Origin of the sequence: Bradyrhizobium cajani, assembly GCF_009759665.1 — a bacterium.
Lineage (GTDB): Bacteria > Pseudomonadota > Alphaproteobacteria > Rhizobiales > Xanthobacteraceae > Bradyrhizobium > Bradyrhizobium cajani.
The window spans coordinates 181,851-200,901 of record NZ_WQNE01000009.1 but is presented as its reverse complement, the minus strand read 5'-3'; the positions used below and the strand labels follow the sequence as shown (position 1 = coordinate 200,901).

Annotated in this window: 20 protein-coding genes; 7 read left to right on the top strand and 13 right to left on the bottom strand. The window is 64.8% G+C overall.

Going from position 1 to position 19,051, the window contains the following annotated elements; all coding sequences use genetic code 11:
• Positions 1–103: 103 nt before the first annotated feature.
• Together GPL20_RS14225 and GPL20_RS14220 are read left to right on the top strand one after the other, a co-directional pair.
• Entirely contained in the window at positions 104–6,406 is a 6,303-nt protein-coding gene (locus GPL20_RS14225; protein ID WP_157330094.1) for a HAMP domain-containing protein, read from the top strand.
• Between the two features lie 13 nt (positions 6,407–6,419).
• Complete coding sequence (locus GPL20_RS14220) at positions 6,420–7,910, top strand: HWE histidine kinase domain-containing protein (protein WP_157330093.1); 1,491 nt, start codon at positions 6,420–6,422, stop codon at positions 7,908–7,910.
• Here the strand turns inward: GPL20_RS14220 and GPL20_RS39540 are convergent.
• Complete coding sequence (locus tag GPL20_RS39540) at positions 7,907–8,248, bottom strand: hypothetical protein (protein ID WP_246250470.1); 342 nt, start codon at positions 8,246–8,248, stop codon at positions 7,907–7,909. The two genes, GPL20_RS14220 and GPL20_RS39540, sit on opposite strands and share 4 nt — an antisense overlap.
• A gap of 21 nt (positions 8,249–8,269) precedes the next feature.
• Between GPL20_RS39540 and GPL20_RS14210 the strand changes: the two genes are divergently transcribed.
• Entirely contained in the window at positions 8,270–8,527 is a 258-nt protein-coding gene (locus tag GPL20_RS14210) for a hypothetical protein (protein WP_157330092.1), read from the top strand.
• Positions 8,528–8,623: 96 nt separating this feature from the next.
• On the top strand, positions 8,624–8,857 hold the full coding sequence (locus GPL20_RS14205) for a hypothetical protein (RefSeq protein ID WP_157330091.1): 234 nt from the start codon (positions 8,624–8,626) through the stop codon (positions 8,855–8,857).
• 198 nt (positions 8,858–9,055) lie between these two features.
• Here GPL20_RS14205 and GPL20_RS14200 read toward each other — a convergent pair whose 3' ends face one another.
• Genes GPL20_RS14200 through GPL20_RS14190 form a run of 3 tightly spaced genes read right to left on the bottom strand, consistent with a single transcriptional unit; the run spans position 9,056 to position 9,759 of the window.
• Entirely contained in the window at positions 9,056–9,259 is a 204-nt protein-coding gene (locus GPL20_RS14200) for a hypothetical protein (RefSeq protein WP_157330090.1), read from the bottom strand.
• Between the two features lie 59 nt (positions 9,260–9,318).
• Positions 9,319–9,519, bottom strand: coding sequence for a hypothetical protein (locus GPL20_RS14195; RefSeq protein ID WP_157330089.1), 201 nt, complete (start codon positions 9,517–9,519; stop codon positions 9,319–9,321).
• Between the two features lie 18 nt (positions 9,520–9,537).
• On the bottom strand, positions 9,538–9,759 hold the full coding sequence (locus GPL20_RS14190) for a hypothetical protein (protein ID WP_157330088.1): 222 nt from the start codon (positions 9,757–9,759) through the stop codon (positions 9,538–9,540).
• 115 nt (positions 9,760–9,874) lie between these two features.
• On the opposite strand from GPL20_RS14190, the gene GPL20_RS14185 reads away from it, so the two are divergent.
• Both GPL20_RS14185 and GPL20_RS14180 read left to right on the top strand, forming a co-directional pair.
• Entirely contained in the window at positions 9,875–10,069 is a 195-nt protein-coding gene (locus tag GPL20_RS14185; protein WP_157330087.1) for a DUF3072 domain-containing protein, read from the top strand.
• 92 nt (positions 10,070–10,161) lie between these two features.
• Positions 10,162–10,446 (top strand): DUF6496 domain-containing protein, encoded by a 285-nt coding sequence (locus tag GPL20_RS14180; protein WP_157330086.1) that lies wholly within the window; start codon positions 10,162–10,164, stop codon positions 10,444–10,446.
• A gap of 9 nt (positions 10,447–10,455) precedes the next feature.
• Here the strand turns inward: GPL20_RS14180 and GPL20_RS14175 are convergent, their stop codons facing one another.
• Together GPL20_RS14175 and GPL20_RS14170 are read right to left on the bottom strand one after the other, a co-directional pair.
• Complete coding sequence (locus GPL20_RS14175) at positions 10,456–10,818, bottom strand: hypothetical protein (RefSeq protein WP_157330085.1); 363 nt, start codon at positions 10,816–10,818, stop codon at positions 10,456–10,458.
• 271 nt (positions 10,819–11,089) lie between these two features.
• The gene (locus GPL20_RS14170; protein ID WP_157330084.1) at positions 11,090–12,628 is read right to left on the bottom strand and encodes a Do family serine endopeptidase; all 1,539 of its coding nucleotides are present in this window, start codon (positions 12,626–12,628) and stop codon (positions 11,090–11,092) included.
• A gap of 209 nt (positions 12,629–12,837) precedes the next feature.
• Here GPL20_RS14170 and GPL20_RS14165 point away from each other — a divergent pair, with 209 nt between their 5' ends.
• A complete protein-coding gene (locus tag GPL20_RS14165; protein ID WP_167533015.1) occupies positions 12,838–13,674 on the top strand; it encodes a universal stress protein in 837 nt (278 codons plus the stop codon).
• Between the two features lie 21 nt (positions 13,675–13,695).
• Here the strand turns inward: GPL20_RS14165 and GPL20_RS14160 are convergent, their stop codons facing one another.
• The 7 genes from GPL20_RS14160 to fba all read right to left on the bottom strand — a co-directional run bounded on the left by GPL20_RS14160 (position 13,696) and on the right by fba (position 19,048).
• Positions 13,696–13,905 (bottom strand): hypothetical protein, encoded by a 210-nt coding sequence (locus GPL20_RS14160; RefSeq protein ID WP_157330082.1) that lies wholly within the window; start codon positions 13,903–13,905, stop codon positions 13,696–13,698.
• Between the two features lie 169 nt (positions 13,906–14,074).
• Positions 14,075–14,248: a hypothetical protein gene (locus GPL20_RS14155; RefSeq protein ID WP_167533007.1), complete on the bottom strand. Its 174-nt coding sequence runs from the start codon at positions 14,246–14,248 to the stop codon at positions 14,075–14,077.
• 32 nt (positions 14,249–14,280) lie between these two features.
• The gene (rpe, locus tag GPL20_RS14150; RefSeq protein ID WP_157330081.1) at positions 14,281–15,018 is read right to left on the bottom strand and encodes a ribulose-phosphate 3-epimerase; all 738 of its coding nucleotides are present in this window, start codon (positions 15,016–15,018) and stop codon (positions 14,281–14,283) included.
• A complete protein-coding gene (cbbX, locus tag GPL20_RS14145; RefSeq protein ID WP_157330080.1) occupies positions 15,015–15,947 on the bottom strand; it encodes a CbbX protein in 933 nt (310 codons plus the stop codon). The genes rpe and cbbX overlap by 4 nt, the downstream gene beginning before the upstream one ends.
• A 97-nt stretch (positions 15,948–16,044) precedes the next feature.
• The gene (locus GPL20_RS14140) at positions 16,045–16,452 is read right to left on the bottom strand and encodes a ribulose bisphosphate carboxylase small subunit (protein WP_157330079.1); all 408 of its coding nucleotides are present in this window, start codon (positions 16,450–16,452) and stop codon (positions 16,045–16,047) included.
• A gap of 11 nt (positions 16,453–16,463) precedes the next feature.
• Positions 16,464–17,924: a form I ribulose bisphosphate carboxylase large subunit gene (locus GPL20_RS14135; RefSeq protein WP_157330078.1), complete on the bottom strand. Its 1,461-nt coding sequence runs from the start codon at positions 17,922–17,924 to the stop codon at positions 16,464–16,466.
• 38 nt (positions 17,925–17,962) lie between these two features.
• Positions 17,963–19,048 carry a class II fructose-bisphosphate aldolase gene (gene fba / locus GPL20_RS14130; RefSeq protein WP_254126368.1) on the bottom strand — a complete coding sequence of 362 codons (1,086 nt, stop codon included), beginning with the start codon at positions 19,046–19,048 and terminating at the stop codon, positions 17,963–17,965.
• Between the last annotated feature and the right edge of the window lie 3 nt (positions 19,049–19,051).

Here is a 19,051-nt window from a genome sequence, read left to right as displayed (position 1 = left end):
CTGGGACCGCAACCTTGGCGCTTGATTTCGAAATTGGCTGACGCTCTAGTTTGACAAATCGCGTCACGTCATGGATTCGGCCGACGCCTGCGGGGGAATCAGTATGAGCGACCTCGATCCCGGAACTGCATCACGCTCCGGTCGTCGCGTCCCAAAGCCAAAAACCAACGGTATGTCGGAGCCGGATTCCAGAGCGGAATTGCTGCTCGCCTTGCAGGCGATGCGCAGCGGCGACTTCTCCGTGCGGATGAGCGGCGACTATCTCGGCATCGACGGCAAGATCGCCGACACTTTTAATGAAATCATCGCGGCCAACCAGCGCATGGCGCAGCAGCTCGAGCTGGTCGGCCAGGTGGTGGGGCGCGAGGGCAAGACCCGCCAGCGGGTGAAATTCGGCCTCGCCTCGGGCTCCTGGGCCGACATGGAGGGCTCCGTCAACACGCTGATCGACGACCTGTTGTGGCCGACCCGCGAGGTGACGCGGGCGGTCGCGGCGGTGGCGCAAGGCGACCTGCTCCAGACCGTCAAGCTCGACGTCGACGGCCGGCCGCTGCGGGGCGAATTCCTGCAATCGGCCAACATCGTCAACACCATGATCAAGCAGCTCGGCGTCTTCACCTCCGAGGTGACGCGCGTCGCGCGCGAAGTCGGCACCGAAGGCAAGCTCGGCGGCCAGGCCCAGGTGCCGGAAGTGACCGGCGTCTGGAAGGACCTGACCGAGAGCGTCAACTCGATGGCGAACAACCTGACCAACCAGGTTCGCAACATCGCCGAGGTGACGATCGCGGTCGCCAACGGCGACTTGTCGAAGAAGATCACCGTCGACGTCCGCGGCGAGATCCTTCAGCTCAAGGAAGCCATCAACACGATGGTGGACCAGCTCCGCTCCTTCGCCTCGGAAGTGACGCGCGTGGCGCGCGAGGTCGGCACCGACGGCAAATTGGGCGGCCAGGCCATCGTGCCCGGCGTCGCCGGCACCTGGAAGGACCTCACCGACTCCGTCAACGCGATGTGCGGCAACCTCACCGCGCAGGTGCGCAACATCGCCAACGTGACGACCGCCGTGGCGCGCGGCGATCTGTCACGCAAGATCACCGTGGACGTGCGCGGCGAGATCCTGGAGCTGAAGGACACCATCAATACCATGGTGGACCAGCTCAACTCTTTCGCCTCGGAAGTGACGCGCGTGGCGCGCGAGGTCGGCACCGAAGGCAAGCTCGGCGGCCAGGCCCAGGTGCCCGGCGTGGCCGGCACCTGGAAGGACCTCACCGACAACGTCAACTTCATGGCCTCGAACCTGACCGCGCAGGTCCGCAACATCGCCGACGTTGCCACCGCGATCGCCAGCGGCGACCTGTCGAAGAAGATCACCGTCAACGTCTCGGGCGAGATCCTTCAGCTGAAGGAAACGCTCAACACCATGGTGGACCAGCTCAACGCGTTCGCCGGCGAAGTGACGCGCGTGGCGCGCGAGGTCGGCACCGAAGGGAGGCTCGGCGGTCAGGCCAACGTGCTCGGCGTCGCCGGCACCTGGAAGGATCTGACCGAAAGCGTCAACTCGATGGCGTCGAACCTGACCGCACAGGTCCGCAACATCGCCGAAGTGACGACGGCCGTCGCCGGCGGCGACCTGTCGAAGAAGATCACGGTGGACGTGCGCGGCGAAATCCTGGAGCTGAAGGACACCATCAACACCATGGTGGACCAGCTCAACGCCTTCGCCGGCGAAGTGACGCGCGTCGCGCGCGAGGTGGGCACCGAAGGCAAGCTCGGCGGCCAGGCCGTGGTGCGCGGCGTCGGCGGCACCTGGAAGGACTTGACGGACAGCGTCAACTCGATGGCGTCGAACCTGACCGGCCAGGTCCGTAACATCGCCGAAGTCGCGACCGCGGTCGCCAAGGGCGACCTGTCCAAGAAGATCACCGTGAACGTGTCGGGCGAAATCCTTCAGCTGAAGGAAACGCTCAACACCATGGTCGACCAGCTCAACGCGTTCGCCGGCGAAGTCACGCGGGTGGCGCGCGAGGTCGGCACCGAGGGCAAGCTCGGCGGCCAGGCCGAGGTGCCCGGCGTCGCCGGCACCTGGAAGGACCTCACCGACAGCGTCAACTCCATGGCGGGCAATCTCACCGCCCAGGTCCGCAACATCGCCGAGGTCGCAACCGCGATCGCCGGTGGCGACCTGTCGCGCAAGATCACGGTGGACGTGCGCGGCGAGATCCTTCAGCTCAAGGACACGCTGAACACGATGGTCGACCAGCTCAACCGCTTCGCGGGCGAGGTGACGCGCGTGGCGCGCGAGGTCGGCACCGAAGGCCGCCTCGGCGGCCAGGCCAACGTGCCCGGCGTCGCCGGCACCTGGAAGGATTTGACCGACTCCGTGAACTCGATGGCGGGCAACCTCACCGCCCAGGTCCGCAACATCGCCGAAGTGACCACCGCCGTGGCGCGCGGCGACCTGTCGCGCAAGATCACCGTCGACGTGAAGGGCGAAATCCTCGAGCTGAAGAACACCATCAACACGATGGTGGACCAGCTCAACGGTTTTGCCGGCGAAGTCACGCGCGTGGCGCGCGAGGTCGGCACCGAGGGCAAGCTCGGCGGCCAGGCCGAGGTGCCCGGCGTTGCCGGCACCTGGAAGGACCTCACCGACAACGTCAACTTCATGGCCTCGAACCTGACGGCCCAGGTCCGCAACATCGCCGAGGTCGCGACCGCGATCGCCGGCGGCGACCTGTCGAAGAAGATCACGGTGGACGTGCGCGGCGAAATCCTGCTGCTCAAGGACACCCTGAACACCATGGTGGAGCAGCTCCGCTCCTTCGCCGGCGAAGTGACGCGCGTGGCGCGCGAGGTCGGCACCGAGGGCCGGCTCGGCGGTCAGGCCGTCGTGCCCGGCGTCGGTGGCACCTGGAAGGATCTCACCGACAACGTCAACCTGCTCGCTGCGAATCTCACCACGCAGGTCCGCAACATCGCCGAAGTCACCACCGCCGTGGCGCGCGGCGACCTGTCGCGCAAGATCACGGTCGACGTGAAGGGCGAAATCCTCGAGCTGAAGAACACCATCAACACCATGGTGGACCAGCTCAACGCCTTCGCCGGCGAAGTGACGCGCGTCGCGCGCGAAGTCGGCACCGAGGGCGAGCTCGGCGGTCAGGCCACCGTGCCCGGCGTTGCCGGCACCTGGAAGGATCTCACCGACACCGTCAACTTCATGGCGGCGAACCTGACCGAGCAGGTCCGCGGCATCGTCAAGGTCGTGACCGCCGTCGCGAACGGTGACCTCAAGCAAAACCTGACCGTGAAATCGAAGGGCGAGGTCGCGGCGCTCGCCGACACCATCAACAACATGACCGAAACGCTCGCGACCTTCGCCGACCAGGTCTCCTCGGTGGCGCGCGAGGTCGGCGTCGAAGGACGATTGGGTGGTCAGGCCGACGTGCCCGGCGCGGCCGGCACGTGGAAGGACCTCACGGGTAACGTGAACCTGCTGGCGGCAAACCTCACCTCGCAGGTGCGCGCGATCGCCGAAGTGGCGACCGCAGTGACCAAGGGCGATTTGACGCCGTCGATCCAGGTTGACGCCCGCGGCGAACTCGCCGAGCTGAAAGACAACATCAACACGATGATCACGAATCTCCGTCTCACGACGGACGTGAACACCGAGCAGGACTGGCTGAAGACCAACCTCGCCAAATTCACCAACATGCTCCAGGGCCAGCGCGATCTCACCACCGTCGGACGGTTGCTGCTGACCGAGCTGTCGCCGCTGGTGAATGCGCATACCGGCGTGATCTACCAGGTCGAGAACGAGGACAATCCGCAGCTCCTGCTGCTCGCCTCCTATGCCGGCGACGGCGTCTATCCCTATCAGCGCGTGCTGCAGTTCGGCGACGGCCTGATCGGCCAGTGCGCGCTTGACCGGCGCCCGCGCGTGGTTGCCGACATTCCCGCCGACGTCGTGCCGATCAACTCGGCGCTGCTTCGCGTCGCACCGAAGAATCTCGTGGTGCTGCCGGTGCTGTTCGAGGGCCAGGTCAAGGCGGTGATCGAGCTCGCCTCGCTCGCCTCCTTCACGACCTCGCAGATGACCTTCCTCGAGCAGCTCACCGACTCCATCGGCATCGTGCTCAATTCGATCGAAGCGACGATGCAGACCGAAGGCCTGCTCAAGCAGTCGCAGCAGCTCGCCGGCGAGCTCCAGACCCAGCAGCGCGAGTTGCAGCAGACCAACGACCAGCTCGAGCAGAAGGCGCAGCAGCTCGCCGAACGCAACGTCGAAGTCGAGCGCAAGAACCAGGAAATCGAGCAGGCCCGCCGTGCGCTGGAGGAAAAGGCGACCGAGCTCGCGCTCACCTCGAAGTACAAGTCCGAATTCCTCGCCAATATGAGCCACGAGCTGCGCACGCCCCTGAACTCGATCCTGATCCTCGGACAACAGCTCACGGACAATCCGGACGGCAACCTCTCGGCCAAGCAGGTCGAATTCGCCCGCACCATCCACGGCGCCGGCACCGACCTCCTGAACCTCATCAGCGACATTCTCGATCTCTCCAAGATCGAGTCCGGCACGGTGACGGTCGACGCCGAGGAAATCCTGACCGCGAACCTGCTCGAGACGGTCGGCCGTCCGTTCCGGCACGAGGCGGAAAACCGCAATCTATCGTTCAAGATCGACGTCGATCCGAACCTTGCGCGCAGCATCGTCACCGACTCCAAGCGGCTGCAGCAGGTGCTGAAGAACCTGCTCTCCAACGCCTTCAAGTTCACCGCCGAGGGCGAGGTGCGCCTCAAGGTCGCCGCCGCAGTCGGCGGCTGGGGCACGGATCACCCGGTGCTGAACTCCGCACCGGCCGTGATCGCGTTCGAAGTGTCCGACACCGGTATCGGCATTCCCCTGGAGAAGCAGAAGCTGATCTTCGAGGCGTTCCAGCAGGCCGATGCCGGCACCAGCCGCAAATATGGCGGCACCGGCCTTGGCCTTGCGATCAGCCGCGAGCTCGCAAGCCTGCTCGGCGGCGAGATCCATCTGCGCAGTGCGCCCGGCAAGGGCTCGTCCTTCACGCTCTACCTGCCGCTCAAATACTCCGGCCCGACACTTGCACCCCGGGCGGCACCCGCGCCACAGCAATACAGCCAGCCGCCGGCGCTACAGTCGGCCACGACCGCGCCCGAGCAGCAGCGCGTCGTCGAGCAGCTGCCCGACGACCGGCTCAACCTCGAGCCCGGCGACACCATCCTCCTGATCGTCGAGGATGACCCGCATTATGCGCGCGTGCTGGTCGATCTCGCCCGCGACAAGGGCTTCAAGGTCCTGGTCGCCGCGCGCGGCGCGGAGGCGCTCGAGCTTGCCAAGCAATATCAGCCTCGGGCCGTCTCGCTCGACGTATTCCTGCCGGACATGCTGGGCTGGACGGTGTTGAGCCAGCTCAAGCACAATCCGCTCACCCGCCACATTCCGGTGCAGATCATCACGCTCGACGAGGACCGCCAGCACGCGCTGGCGCGTGGTGCCTTCTCCTTCGTCAACAAGCCGACGACGACGGAAGGTGTCTCGGCGGCGCTGACGCAGATCAAGGAATATGCGCGGCCGCGGCGCAAGCGTCTCCTCATCGTCGAGGACAACGAGGCCGAGCAGCTCTCGATCCGCGAGCTCCTGCACCACGACGACATCGAGATCGTGGCGACCGCCACCGGCGCCGGCGCGCTGTCGACGCTGCGTGAATCACCGTGCGATTGCGTGGTGCTCGACCTGCGGCTGCCCGACATGAGCGGCTTCGAGGTGCTCGACCAGATCCGCAACGACGAGGCGCTGTCGAACATTCCGGTCGTGGTCTTCACCGGCCGCGAGCTTTCGGCGGAGGAGGATGCGGAACTCCACACCATGGCGCGCAGCATCGTGGTCAAGGGCGTGGAGTCGCCGGAGCGCCTGCTCGACGAGACCGCACTGTTCCTGCATCGCGTGATCACGGAACTGCCGATCGAGAAGCAGCGCATGCTGGAGAAGCTGAACAGTTCCGACGAGGACCTGATCGGCAAGACCGCCCTGCTCGTCGATGACGACGCACGCAACATCTTCGCGCTGTCGAGCGTGCTGGAACGACGCGGCATGAAGGTGCTGACGGCGACCACCGGCAGCGAGGCGGTGACGCTGGTCGAATCCAATCCGGAAATCGCCATCGTGCTGATGGACATCATGATGCCGCAGATGGATGGCTATCAGACCATCGGCGTGATCCGCGAGAACCCGGCCTTCGCGCGGCTGCCCATCATTGCGCTCACCGCCAAGGCGATGAAGGGCGACCGCGAGAAATGCCTGGAGGCCGGCGCGTCCGACTACCTCGCCAAACCCGTCAACACCGACCAATTGCTGCTTGCGATCCGCATGTGGCTGCACCGCTGAGTGGGATCCGCGAATGGACCACGAAAAGGTCAACATCCTCCTCGTCGACGACCAGCCTGCCAAGCTGCTCGCCTATGAGGTGATCCTGAAGGATCTCGGCGAGAACCTCGTCATCGCCTCGTCGGGCCGCGAGGCGCTGGAGGTGCTGCTCAAGACCGAGATCGCGGTGATCCTGGTCGACGTCTGCATGCCCGAGCTCGACGGCTTCGAGCTCGCCGCGATGATCCGCGAGCATCCGCGCTTCCAGAAGACCGCGATGATCTTCATCTCGGCCATTCAGGTGAGCGACATCGACCGGTTGCGCGGCTACGAGATGGGCGCGGTCGACTATGTGCCGGTGCCGGTCGTGCCGGAGGTGCTGCGCGCCAAGATCAAGGTGTTCTGCGAGCTCTACCGCAAGACCCGCGAGCTGGAGCGGCTGAACCAGGAGCTCGAGGACCGCGTGCGCGCGCGCACGGCAGAACTGGAAAACTCCACTGCAAAGCTGCGCGAGAGCGAGCAGCGGCGCAGCATGGCGATTGCCGCCGGCAAGATGGGCTCCTGGGACTGGGACTGGGTCAACGGCGACTGGATGTGGGACGAAGGCCAATACCGCATCTTCGGCGTGACGCCCGAGACCTTCAATGTCACCTCCGCGAACATCCAGGCGCTGCTGCATCCGGATGACGTCGGCCGGTTCGGTGAGGCCGTCGCCGCATTCAATACCGGCGCGCGCGCCTATGAGGGGGAATTTCGCGTCAGCCGGCCCGATGGCGAGGTGCGCTGGTGCGTCGGCACGGCGGCCGCGACGGTGGACCTGGCCGGTCGCGTCGTGCGCGTGAGCGGTGTCACCGTGGACATCACCGAACGCAAGCGTGCCGAGGAGCGGCAGAATCTGCTGGCGCGGGAGGTCGATCATCGCGCCAAGAATGCGCTGGCACTGGCACAATCGATCGTGCGCCTCACCCGTGCCGACGAGGTCAAGGCCTATGTCAACGCCGTCGAGGGGCGGATCAACGCGCTGGCGCGGGTGCACACCATCCTGTCGCTGTCGAGCTGGCAGGGCGCGGAGCTCTCGAAGCTGATCGACGAGGAGCTTGCGCCCTATTCGCTCGGCGGCCAGATCAGGCTGGCGGGTCCCGAGGTTCAGCTGGTGCCGGCCACGGCCCAGACGCTGGCGCTGGCCCTGCACGAGCTCTTCACCAACTCGGCAAAGTATGGAGCGCTGTCGACGCGATCGGGACGGCTCATGATCGGCTGGCGGGTCGAGGACGACCTGCTCACGCTGACCTGGGAGGAATCCGGCGGTCCGCTGGTCAGGACGCCGAAATCGCGCGGCTTCGGCACGCGAAGCCTGCTTGCGAGCGTCGAGTCCCAGCTCGGCGGACAGGCGCAATTCGACTGGCGGGCCGAGGGCCTGCTGTGCCGCCTGGAGGTGCCGTTGACGCGCAAGACCGCAGCGACGACCGCACCCGCAAAATTCGAAGCCGCCACCCCCGCGGAGTTGCAGCGCGCATCCGGCTAGCCGGACGCCGCGGTCGTCAGGTGCTGCGCCGATCGCGGTTCGTGCGCGACGCGCCCCTCCAGCCAGGCTTCCGTTCGGGCGAGATCGCGCAGCGCCTTCGCATAGCGGCGAGCCGCACTGCGCTCCGCGCCGCGCGGCAGCTTGCGCGCCTTGCGCAGCATGTCCGCGGCGGCGTTGCGATAGGCCAGCGAGCGGTAAAGAAAGACTACCTTGCCCATATCAATATTCCCGTGTTGATGGCGTTCATCCTCGCAGGCCCGGCATGAACCTCGGATGAAGCGGACAATGACAATTCCTTCATTCAGGATGGAACCCGCGAGCGTCGCGCGCGTTTGCATGCCAGATCGGGATGCAGTTCCATGCGCGCGAAAAAATCGTCGAGCCTGATCTCTCCCGCCGGCATCATCAAGCTGATGACGCATGCGATGATGGGCGCAGCTCTCGGCCTCGCATTCGGTCTTGCGCTCATCATGTCCAATCCGGCGGTCGCAAACCTGCTGAACAACGGCGGAAGTCAGACCGTTCTCGTCTTTGCCCTCACACTGGTGACGACGTTCACGATCGGCGCGACGCTCACGGGCGTCGTGTTCATCATCGTGGAGGACAAGGAATCTTGAAGCGTGCGTGATGCACGGGACCGGCTTTTGTTGGGAACTCCTGCAGCGAACAGCGGTTGGCTGCCTGCGTCAATTTAACTCAGGGAGTTCCCGCGCATGAAGACGACCAAGCTCGCTCTCGCCGTAATGTTGGCAACCGGCCTCGCCGCCGCTCCGTTTGCCGCGCAGGCCAAGTCCAGCAAGGCCAAGCATGGATCCTCGATGTCATCGTCGCAGACAACCGGCGCCAGCACCAAGGCCTCCAAGGGCGCAGATCCGTCCGGCCAGGGTGGTTCTGCCGGCTCCGACCAAAGCGGCACGATGACCAAGGGCATGAGCAACACCAAGTGAGCTCTGGCCGGTAGGCAATCCGAAGAGCCCCGCATCGACGCGGGGCTCTTCGACGATCTGTGGCGTGCAGGCGCCCTCCCCTAAAGCGCGATGAGATCGTCATCGCGCTTTAGGTTATTGCTTGCGCATGATCTCCGCGCAAACGCGTTCCGGGTTTGTCGCGAGGGAAAACCGCATCACACTTTTCCGGGTCATGCTCTAGCGCCACATGGTCGGCGCGCTGATCAGCGCATCGCGGCCGGCCTGCTTCAAATCCTCCAGCGAGCAACGATCGCCGCGCAACGTTTCGCGCAGCTTCGCGGCAACGCGCTGGCGCGTCGCTGCATCGGATAACGGGACGTTGGCGCAGACCTCGTCGAGCACCGCCCGCAGCAGGGCGGCCAGTTCGGCCTTCGACGACATCGACAATCTCCAGCATGTCGCGTGCGTGCACGCCTTAGCTGCGTCGGATGTCAGTGATGTTAAGGCGCCTTGATGTTAAGGCGCCTTGCCGCGGAATTCGATTTCACGAGATGCTCGAGCTGCGCGCGCTTGCGCGCGATCAGGAGCTGGGCCGCAGCATCGTCGAGACCCTCCCGCTGCAATTGCCGGATCGCGGAGCCCAGTTCGAGGATCTCGGCGCGCAGCCTCAAGATCCGGTACGTGTCCGGGTCTTCCTCCACGGCGCGCTCCCAAAGGTCTCAGCGGCGCGCGACCGCGCGCACAAGATTGCCGGCTTTCGTCACTGAGCGAAGACTCACGCGATCGCGGACATCCGGCAGGACATCGCCGCCGCCGGCTGCCTTCCATTCGGCGATCAGCAAGTTGATTTTCCGCCGCAAGCCCATCTGCGAAAGCGCCTGTTCGGTGCAATCGCGATCGCGATCGACGAGGTCACGCACGGACGCCTCGACATCGGCCATTTCGAGCCTCAAGGCACTGATTTTGCGTCTGATTTCATTAATCCTGTTGTCCATGGCTTGTTAGAACAAAATAAGAACATATAGTCAAGTCACGATTTCAGGACGGAGGAGCGACATGCAGGTGCAGGGTAGATACGACGCCAGGATTTTCCTTAACGAGCAGATGACCCGGGCGCAGGGACTGAGGCTGAAGCGGCTCAGCGAAGAGGCGTATCAGCCGGCACAATATGCGCGGGATCTGTCCTTCACCGAGGCTGCGCGGCGCATCCAGGTGCTGGAGGCGGAGATCGAGTTGGCGAACTCCTTTTAGGCTTTGCCTCGCTCATCCGGAACGTGCTGCCGGCGTGCTTGCGGAACCATGCCGGCATCGAACGGTTCTTCCCCGGCCAAGGGAGAATATGCATGGCACGCAAGGCAAAGAAGCGCCGCTACTCGCGCAGCTCCGGCAGCGATGTCGAAAGCGAGATGCGACGCTACAAGAAAGGTACCGCCAAAAGCGGACGTGGCGGTCGCGGCGGAGGCGTGAAGAGCCGCAAGCAGGCGATCGCGATCGGACTGTCGAAGGCACGCAAGAAGGGCAAGAAGGTCCCGAAGAAGGCTTCGAAGCGGAAGGCTTCCAAGAAGACGTCAAAGACGAAGACGTCAAAGAAATCGTCGAAGCGCAAATCCACCAAGCGGTCGCGCTGACCTGCGGCGTCAGATCATGCTGCCCGGCATGAAGCAGCGGATCGAAATCCCGAATGCGGTCTTCACCGGCCAGACCATGGTGCGGCCGGCCCGGTTCGGCTCGGTGATGACGGCTTCATCCGGCACCTCGACCCACTGCCCGTCCAGTCGCACGCGGTAGTGCCCGTTGTGCGACTCCCAGTCGGGATCGGCGACGGCGAAGCCATCCGCATCCGAGCAGCACGGACCGAGGTGACTGCGCAAGCTGTCGAACCAGGGTTTCAGGGGTGAGTCGGCGTAGCGGCCATCATCGCGCCCCAGCGCGCTTCCGGCCGACAACACCAATGGCACCGCGAGCAGCGCACTCCACAGCGAGAGCTTCAATCGATCCATGTCGGCACCGATCAATGTGAACGACCGCAGTTCCACAAAGCAGCGGCAAGTTCGAAGTTCCACGCCTGCAACCTGCCTCGGCAGCATCGTTGCCGCAGAGCAGATGCGCGGCCAGAAAGTGTGATGGCCGAACACGGCTTTTTCGGACGAACCGCGTCACCCTCTCTGCCGTTAACGAGAATGTTATCGCAGGCCTGTGGGAATCCTGAGCGCGAATACGAAAGGCGGCCCGAGGGCCGCCTTTCTGGATTTGTACCGATCGAGGTTCGCCTTATGCGAGCGGCACCGCAACGAACCGGGTCGCATCCGCGGTCTTGACCTGCAACAGCACGCTGCGCTTGCCGGACGATTTGGCCTGCGCCAGCTCCGAGCGGACATCGGCGACATTGGCGACGGCCTTGCCGCCGACATTGAGGATGACGTCGCCGGTCTGGATGCCGCGCTGCGCGGCCGGCCCTTGCGGATCGACCTCGGTGACGACGACGCCCTTCTGGCCGGCGCCCTGGACCTCAGCCGCCGGAGCCAGACCGAGCCCGAGACGCGGCGTGCCGGTGCCCGGCTGCACCTTGTTGTCGGAGTCCTTGCCCTTGGCCTGCCGCTCGTTCGGCAATTCGCCGAGCGTGAGCGTCATTGTCTTGCTCTCGCCCTTGTGGAAGACGTCGAGCTTCACCGAGCTGCCGGGCGCCAGGGTGGCGATGGTGCGGGCGAGATCGCGGGAATCCTTGACCGCCGTGCCGTTGACCGCGGTGATGACGTCGCCCGCCTCGATGCCGGCCTTCGCCGCCGGACTATCGGCTTGCGGATTGTCGACGATCGCGCCGCGCGCCTCCTTCAGGCCGAGGCTGTCGGCGATGTCGGAGGTCACCGGCTGCACCTGCACGCCGAGCCAGCCGCGCGTGACGGCACCCTTGTCCTTGAGCTGCGCGATGACGAGCTTTGCAGTCGAGGCCGGAATGTCGAAGCCGATGCCGACCGAGCCGCCGGAGGGCGAGAAGATCGCGGTGTTCACGCCGATCACGTTGCCGTTCATGTCGAAAGCCGGACCGCCGGAATTGCCCTTGTTGATCGGCGCGTCGATTTGGATGAAGTCGTCATAGGGACCGTTGCCGATGTCGCGGCCGCTGGCCGAGACAATGCCGGCGGTGACGGTGCCGCCGAGCCCGAAGGGATTGCCGACAGCGACCACCCAGTCGCCGATCCGCGGCTTCTGGTCGGAGAATTTGACGAACGGAAAGTCCTTCTTGCCCTCGACCTTGATCAGCGCGAGATCGGTCTTCGGATCGGTGCCGACCACCTTCGCGGTGTAGACCGCGCCGTCGTCCGTCGTCACTTGCACGGACTCGGCATGGTCGACGACGTGGTTGTTGGTCACGGCATAGCCGTCGGCCGAAATGAAGAAGCCGGAGCCCTCACCGGTGATCATCTGGTGGCGCTGGCGCGGCATGCCGTTCATGCCACCCGGGGCGCGGAAGCCGAACTGCCGCGAGAACTGATCGAACGGCGAGTCCTCGTCCGAGTCCATCCGGTTCTGCTGCAGCATCGCGCTCTTGTCGTTGTCCCGGTCGATCTTGACCCGCACCGAGATGACGGCAGGTTTGACCCTGGCGACGAGATCGCCAAAGCCCTGCGGAGTCGCGCCCGTCTCTGCGGCGTGGGCCGGCGCAACGAACGAGGTCGCAAGCGGCGAGGAGCCGGGAGCACTCGCCAGCACGGCCACGCCAAGGGCGGCCACGGTGCCGAGCAGCGCCAGCCGGCGCGGCCTCAATATCTTGCGGGACGTGGTGGTGTCGGAATTGACGCGGTCGTTCATGTCGAAATGTCCATGTTGGGAAGGTGTCGCCTTGCCCGCAACATGGTGGCTTGCACCTTACGGCGTCCCGTCCATGCGATTAAATCTTGGCAAAGAATGTCCCGCCACACCCCGGCAAAGTTTCTGCAGCGCATTTGATGCAGCTCAACGCGGGTCTCAAGCGCAATGGAAGATTGGAGGGACCAGAGGACATCCATCGGAGGGACGCCATGATCAAAGACATTCTCGTCCATATCCCGACCGAGCGGCCGATGCGGTCCGCAATCGACGGCGCGATCTCGCTGGCTGCAGGCCTCAACGCCCGGCTGGACGCGGTCGCTGTCGGTTACGTCACGACCAGCACGGCCTATGTACTGGACGGCGGCGCCGCAGTTGCCTCCGTGTTCGAGATGGAGCGCGAGCGCGCGGAGGAACGAGCCGAGACGGCGCTGGCGGTCTTCGAGACCGAAGCGAAGAACGCCGGCATCGCCTACGCCTGCCATCCCCTGGCAGCGATCCCCGCGGATGCGGAGGCCTCGGTCGGCGCAATGGCGCGGCTCTATGACCTCAGCGTCGTGCTCCAGCCGGATCCCGAGCGCGGCTCGTTCGACAACGACCTGCCGCGCGAGGTCTTGTTCCAGGCCGGCGGCCCCGTGCTGTTTCTGCCGTACACGTTCAACGGCGCGTTCAAGGCGAACCGGATCGGCATCTGCTGGGACGGCAGCCGCGTCGCCGCCCGCGCCGTGCATGACGCAACGTCGTTCCTGTTGAGAGCGGAAGAGATCGTGATCCTCACCATCAACGAGGCGGATGCCGTTCCCGGCGAAGCCTCGGCGGATCAGCTCGCAAGGCATTTGGCGCGGAAGGGCTTGTCGGCCCGGATCGTCAGCCTGTCAGCCGCCCGCTCCGACATTCAGCCGACCATCCTGTCGCTGGCCGCCGATGAGAACCTCGATCTCCTGGTGATGGGCGGCTATGGCCATTCGCGCTTGCAGGAGCGTTTTCTCGGCGGTGTCACCCGCGCCATGCTGCAAGCCATGACGGTGCCGACGCTGATGTCGCACTAGCGAGTTGGTACAGGAGTGCCGTCACGCCGCGGCAGGGGTCTCCCATTCCGTGGCCACGACGTCCTCGTCGCGTTGCGCATTGCACGCGTCGAAATGCGCCTTCAGCGCAATTTCGGCAAGATATTCGAAATGTTCGGCTTGGCCGAGGAGTTCCCAGTTCTGGAGCGGCCGATAGGCCGCCTGCTGACGACAGAGGGACGCCAGCGCCCGGTAGCGACGTACGTTCTCCATGAGACCCTCCCTCGCATTCGCAGAGCTTATTGCCCAGATTTGCGTCAGGCCGATGGCGGTTATGCAAAACATTTGCTGCCCGCACAACTGGTCATATCCGGATTAATTTTCGAGAAACGGCTGCAATAAATTTCGTTCCAAATGTCGACATGGAACTCCGGCCGGCACACTAGGCATAGAAACGGCGCTCCACATTCATACCGACCAGGTCGAGATAGTGCTCGATCAGGTCGGGCCGGCCGACCAGATAGCCTTGCATCTCCTCGCAGGCCTCGCGTGTCAGGAAGTCACGCTGCGCTCCCGTCTCCACGCCTTCGGCGACGACGAGTGGGACAACCAGCAACCCGACGGCGCGCCGTATGTCCTATCCGTAGTCTACCGGACGAGTGCGCCCTCCCCCGCCCGCATCGGCCGCGCGGACACATCTTGCAGCTTCGGATGCCGGCCAGCCTCCGCAGCGATGCGAATGGCCGCGATGTTGCCGGCATAGTCCGCGCTGCTCTTGCCGCGGAACACCGCCGAACCCGCCACGAGCGTATCGGCGCCCGCGGCAGCCACAGCCGCTGCATTGTCGCGCGTGATACCGCCGTCGACCTCGATCCGGATCGGCCGGTCGCCGATCATGGTTCGAATTCGTCGGATCTTCTCGAGCTGGGATTCGAGGAACGACTGGCCGCCGAAGCCGGGATTGACCGTCATCACCAGCACGAGATCGATACGATCGAGCACATATTCGATCGCGGTTTCCGGCGTCGCCGGGCACAGGCTGACACCGGCCTTCTTGCCGAGCGCGCGGATCGCCTGGAGCGAGCGGTCGAGATGCGGACCGGCTTCGGCGTGCACGGTGATGATGTCGGCTCCGGCCTTCGCGAACGCTTCGAGATAGGGATCGACGGGTGCGATCATGAGATGCACGTCGAAGATCTTCGCCGTCAGCGGCCGGATTGCCTTGATGACATCGGCGCCGAAGCTGATGTTGGGGACGAAATGCCCGTCCATGACATCGCAATGGACCCAGTCGGCGCCGGCGGCGTCGATCGCGGCGATCTCCTCGCCGAGGCGCGCGAAGTTTGCGGCCAGGATCGAGGGCGCAATAAGAATCTCTCTGCTCATGGCTTTGCACTCCGCACATCGGCTCCGCCGCTGAAGACCCGGCTCGCCAGGACGTCCGCCGGATCGATGGTTTCGAGATCGGCAACGTCGAGCATCCGGTCGAGATCGGACACCAGGCGATCGGCCTGCCGCAGGCGGATGCGATCGACCGCGTTGCGGATCGAGCGCGCATTGGAGAAGAACGGCTGGGTCCGGCGCAACGCGATGTATTTCTCGAACGCCTCGCGTGCCGCCGCCGAGAAGCGATAGCCGCGCTCCCTGAGCATCAGATCGGCGATGACGAGCAGCTCTGCTTCCGCATAGTCCGGAAATTCGATGTGGTGGGCGATGCGGGAGCGGAAGCCGGGATTGGAGGCGAAGAAGCTCGTCATCCGCTCGCCATAGCCGGCGAGGATCACGACGAGGTCCTCGCGCTGGTTCTCCATCACCTGAAGCAGGATCTCGATCGCCTCCTGACCGTAGTCGCGCTCATTGTCGGGGCGATGCAGATAATAGGCCTCATCGATGAATAGCACCCCGCCCATCGCCTTCTTCAATATCTCCTTGGTCTTCGGCGCGGTGTGGCCGATATACTGGCCGACGAGATCGTCGCGCGTCACCGAGATCACCTGACCGCGCCGCACGAAGCCGAGGCCGTGCAGGATCTTGGCCATGCGCAGCGCAACGGTCGTCTTGCCGGTGCCGGGATTGCCGGTGAACGACATGTGCAGCGTCGGCGGCGCGGAGGCCAGTCCGGCCCGCTGACGGATGCGCTCGACCAGCAGCAGCGACGCGATCTGACGCACCCGGTTCTTGACCGGCCGCAGGCCGATCAGCTCCTGCTCGAGCTGTTGCAGCGTCTCGGTGATCCCGGCCGCTTCGGCTTCGCGGCGAAGATCGAATGTGGTCTCGTTCGTCTCAGTGGTCGCGGCATGGGGGACATCGAGCATCGGCACCTCGAAGAAAAGGGCTTCGCCGCGGGGGAGCGGCGAAGCAGTGGTCCGCCAAGGAAGCGGAGCAGGGAGCGCTCCGCGCGGAACCGAAGAATCACGTTGCTGCGTGCTGCGCGGCCTTGCGCACGGTCGTGTAACGGATCGCGCGGCCGGCCACTTCCTGCCGCACCAGTTCGAACTCCGCCTCCTGCGGCGGCCGGTTGACGAGGAAGGAGATCCGCACCGACTCCCAGCCGTGGCTGGAATCGAAGCCGCTGATGCGAATGTAGCGGTCGCCGTAGACCCTGCGGCACTCGGCAAGCTCCATCATCACGCCGGCGGCGTCCTGGAGATCGAACATCGGCAGGCCCCACATCTCCCAATAGGTGTTGCGGGGGTGCGGATCGTCGGTGAACTCGATGTTCACCGCCCAGCCATTGGCGAGGCAATACTGCACCTGGCTGTAGATCTGGTCGTCGGTCAGATCGGGCAGGTAAGAGAAGCAGCCCTGGGTCAGTTTCATGTCTATTCTCCTCAAACGGTTTCCAGCGCCGTCGGCACGAAGTCCGGCGTGTCGGTGGATTGATAGTTGAAGGTGACGTCCTTCCAGACCTCGAGCGCGGCCTTCAGCGGCGTGCAGGTCTCGGCCGCCCTGGCCAGGATCTCCGGACCTTCATGGACGTAGTCACGGCCTTCGTTGCGGGCAAGGATCATCGCTTCCAGTGCCACGCGGTTGGCGGTCGCGCCGGCCGCAATGCCCATGGGATGACCGATGGTTCCACCGCCGAATTGCAGCACGACATCCTCACCGAGCAGGTCGAGGAGCTGGTGCATCTGTCCGGCATGGATGCCACCCGAGGCCACCGGCATCATCTTGTTCAGACTCGCCCAGTGCTGGTCGAAGAACAGGCCGTGCTCGAGCTTGGTCGGATTGAAGTCCTCGCGGCAGACATCGTAGTAGCCGCGTGTGGTGTTCGGATCGCCTTCGAGCTTGCCGACCACCGTGCCGGCATGGATGTGGTCGACGCCGGCCAGTCGCATCCATTTGGCAATGACGCGGAACGACACGCCGTGGCTCTTCTGCCGCGTATAGGTCGAGTGGCCGGCGCGGTGCAGATGCAGGATCATGTCGTTGCGCCGCGCCCATTTCGCCATGGACTGGATCGCGGTGTAGCCGATCACGAGGTCGATCATGACGATGCACGAGCCGAGCTCTTTGGCGAACTCAGCGCGCTCGTACATGTCCTCCATCGTGCCCGCGGTGATGTTGAGGTACGTGCCCTTCACCTCGCCGGAGGCGGCCTGCGCGCGGTTCACCGCCTCCATGCAGTAGAGGAAGCGGTCGCGCCAGTGCATGAACGGCTGCGAGTTGATGTTCTCGTCGTCCTTGGTGAAGTCGAGCCCGCCCTTCAGCGCCTCGTAGACCACGCGGCCGTAGTTGCGGCCGGAGAGGCCAAGCTTGGGCTTCACGGTGGCGCCGAGCAGCGGCCGGCCGAACTTGTCGAGCCGCTCACGCTCGACCACGATGCCCGTCGCCGGCCCCTGGAACGTCTTCACGTAGGCGACTGGGAAGCGCATGTCTTCCAGGCGCAGCGCCTTCAGCGGCTTGAAGCCAAACACGTTGCCGATGATCGAGGCCGAGAGGTTGGCGATCGAGCCCGGCTCGAACAGGTCGAGATCGTAGGCGATGTAGGCGAAATACGAGCCCGGCGTGCCCGGGACCGGATCGACGCGGTAGCATTTGGCGCGATATTTCTCTGCCGCGGTCAGGCGGTCGGTCCACACCACCGTCCAGGTTGCAGTCGAGGATTCACCGGCGACCGCCGCCGAGGCCTCGATCGGGTCGACGCCCTCCTGCGGAGTCACACGGAACAGCGCGATCACGTCGGTGTCCTTCGGCGTGTAGTCGGGCTCCCAATAGCCCATGCGCTTGTATTCCATGACGCCTGAACGATAGCGCTCTTTGCCGCGAACCGTGCCTGCATGTGCGTTCATGTTTCTCTCCTGCTCTTCTCTCTGCTCTTTCTGATTGACTAGGCCGCAACGGGCTCGCGGGCATCGATGCGCGGATCCAATTCGCCGGCGCGGTACCGCCGCGCCATCTCGCTCATCGGAATCACCTTGATCCTGCTCGCATGTCCTGCGGTGCCGAACTGCTCGAACCGCTCACGACAGAGCTCGCGCATCGCATCCATCGCGGGCTTGAGGAACTTTCGCGGATCGAACTCGGAACGCGTTTGCGCTGCGACCTTTCGGAACACCGCCGTCATCGCAAGGCGGCAGTCGGTGTCGATGTTGACCTTGCGCACGCCGCTTCGGATGCCGCGCACGATCTCCTCCACCGGCACGCCCCAGGTCTGCGGCATCTCGCCGCCAAACTGGTTGAACATGTCCTGGAGCGGCTGCGGCACCGACGAGGAGCCGTGCATGACCAGATGCGTGTTCGGCAGCCGGCGGTGAATTTCCTCCACCACCCGCATCGCCAGGATGTCACCATCCGGCTTCCGGCTGAACTTGTAGGCGCCGTGCGAGGTGCCCATCGCGATCGCAAGCGCATCGACCTTGGTGGCGCGGACGAACTCGACGGCCTGATCCGGATCGGTCAGCAACTGGTCGTGGCTGATCGTACCCTCGACGCCGTGGCCGTCCTCCTGCTCGCCGCCGCCATGTTCGAGCGAGCCGAGCACTCCGAGCTCGCCTTCGACGGAGGCGCCGACCCAGTGCGCGAGATCGACGACGCGGCGGGTGATCGCGACATTGTAGTCGTAGTCGGCCGCGGTCTTGGCATCGGCTTTCAGTGAGCCGTCCATCATCACCGAGGTGAAGCCGTGCGCAATGGCGGAGGCGCAGGTCGCCTCGTCATTGCCGTGGTCCTGGTGCATGCACAGCGGAATGTCCGGATAGGTGCGCTCGAGCGCGTCGATCATGTGCGAGAGCATGAGATCCCCGGCGTAGCTGCGCGCGCCGCGCGAGGCCTGGATGATGACGGGCGCGTCGACTTCGGCCGCCGCCTGCATGATCGCGATGCCCTGCTCCATGTTGTTGATGTTGAACGCCGGCACCGCGTAGCCGTGATTGGCGGCGTGATCGAGCAATTGGCGAAGGGTGATACGGGCCACGGG

Coding starts and splice junctions, on each gene's coding strand:
- GPL20_RS14225 (WP_157330094.1), top strand. CDS start 104: ATGAGCGACCTCGATCCCGGAACTGCATCACGCTCCGGTCGTCGCGTC.
- GPL20_RS14220 (WP_157330093.1), top strand. CDS start 6,420: ATGGACCACGAAAAGGTCAACATCCTCCTCGTCGACGACCAGCCTGCC.
- GPL20_RS39540 (WP_246250470.1), bottom strand. CDS start 8,248: ATGCAAACGCGCGCGACGCTCGCGGGTTCCATCCTGAATGAAGGAATT.
- GPL20_RS14210 (WP_157330092.1), top strand. CDS start 8,270: ATGCGCGCGAAAAAATCGTCGAGCCTGATCTCTCCCGCCGGCATCATC.
- GPL20_RS14205 (WP_157330091.1), top strand. CDS start 8,624: ATGAAGACGACCAAGCTCGCTCTCGCCGTAATGTTGGCAACCGGCCTC.
- GPL20_RS14200 (WP_157330090.1), bottom strand. CDS start 9,259: ATGTCGTCGAAGGCCGAACTGGCCGCCCTGCTGCGGGCGGTGCTCGAC.
- GPL20_RS14190 (WP_157330088.1), bottom strand. CDS start 9,759: ATGGCCGATGTCGAGGCGTCCGTGCGTGACCTCGTCGATCGCGATCGC.
- GPL20_RS14185 (WP_157330087.1), top strand. CDS start 9,875: ATGCAGGTGCAGGGTAGATACGACGCCAGGATTTTCCTTAACGAGCAG.
- GPL20_RS14180 (WP_157330086.1), top strand. CDS start 10,162: ATGGCACGCAAGGCAAAGAAGCGCCGCTACTCGCGCAGCTCCGGCAGC.
- GPL20_RS14175 (WP_157330085.1), bottom strand. CDS start 10,818: ATGGATCGATTGAAGCTCTCGCTGTGGAGTGCGCTGCTCGCGGTGCCA.
- GPL20_RS14170 (WP_157330084.1), bottom strand. CDS start 12,628: ATGAACGACCGCGTCAATTCCGACACCACCACGTCCCGCAAGATATTG.
- GPL20_RS14165 (WP_167533015.1), top strand. CDS start 12,838: ATGATCAAAGACATTCTCGTCCATATCCCGACCGAGCGGCCGATGCGG.
- GPL20_RS14160 (WP_157330082.1), bottom strand. CDS start 13,905: ATGGAGAACGTACGTCGCTACCGGGCGCTGGCGTCCCTCTGTCGTCAG.
- rpe (WP_157330081.1), bottom strand. CDS start 15,018: ATGAGCAGAGAGATTCTTATTGCGCCCTCGATCCTGGCCGCAAACTTC.
- cbbX (WP_157330080.1), bottom strand. CDS start 15,947: ATGCTCGATGTCCCCCATGCCGCGACCACTGAGACGAACGAGACCACA.
- GPL20_RS14140 (WP_157330079.1), bottom strand. CDS start 16,452: ATGAAACTGACCCAGGGCTGCTTCTCTTACCTGCCCGATCTGACCGAC.
- GPL20_RS14135 (WP_157330078.1), bottom strand. CDS start 17,924: ATGAACGCACATGCAGGCACGGTTCGCGGCAAAGAGCGCTATCGTTCA.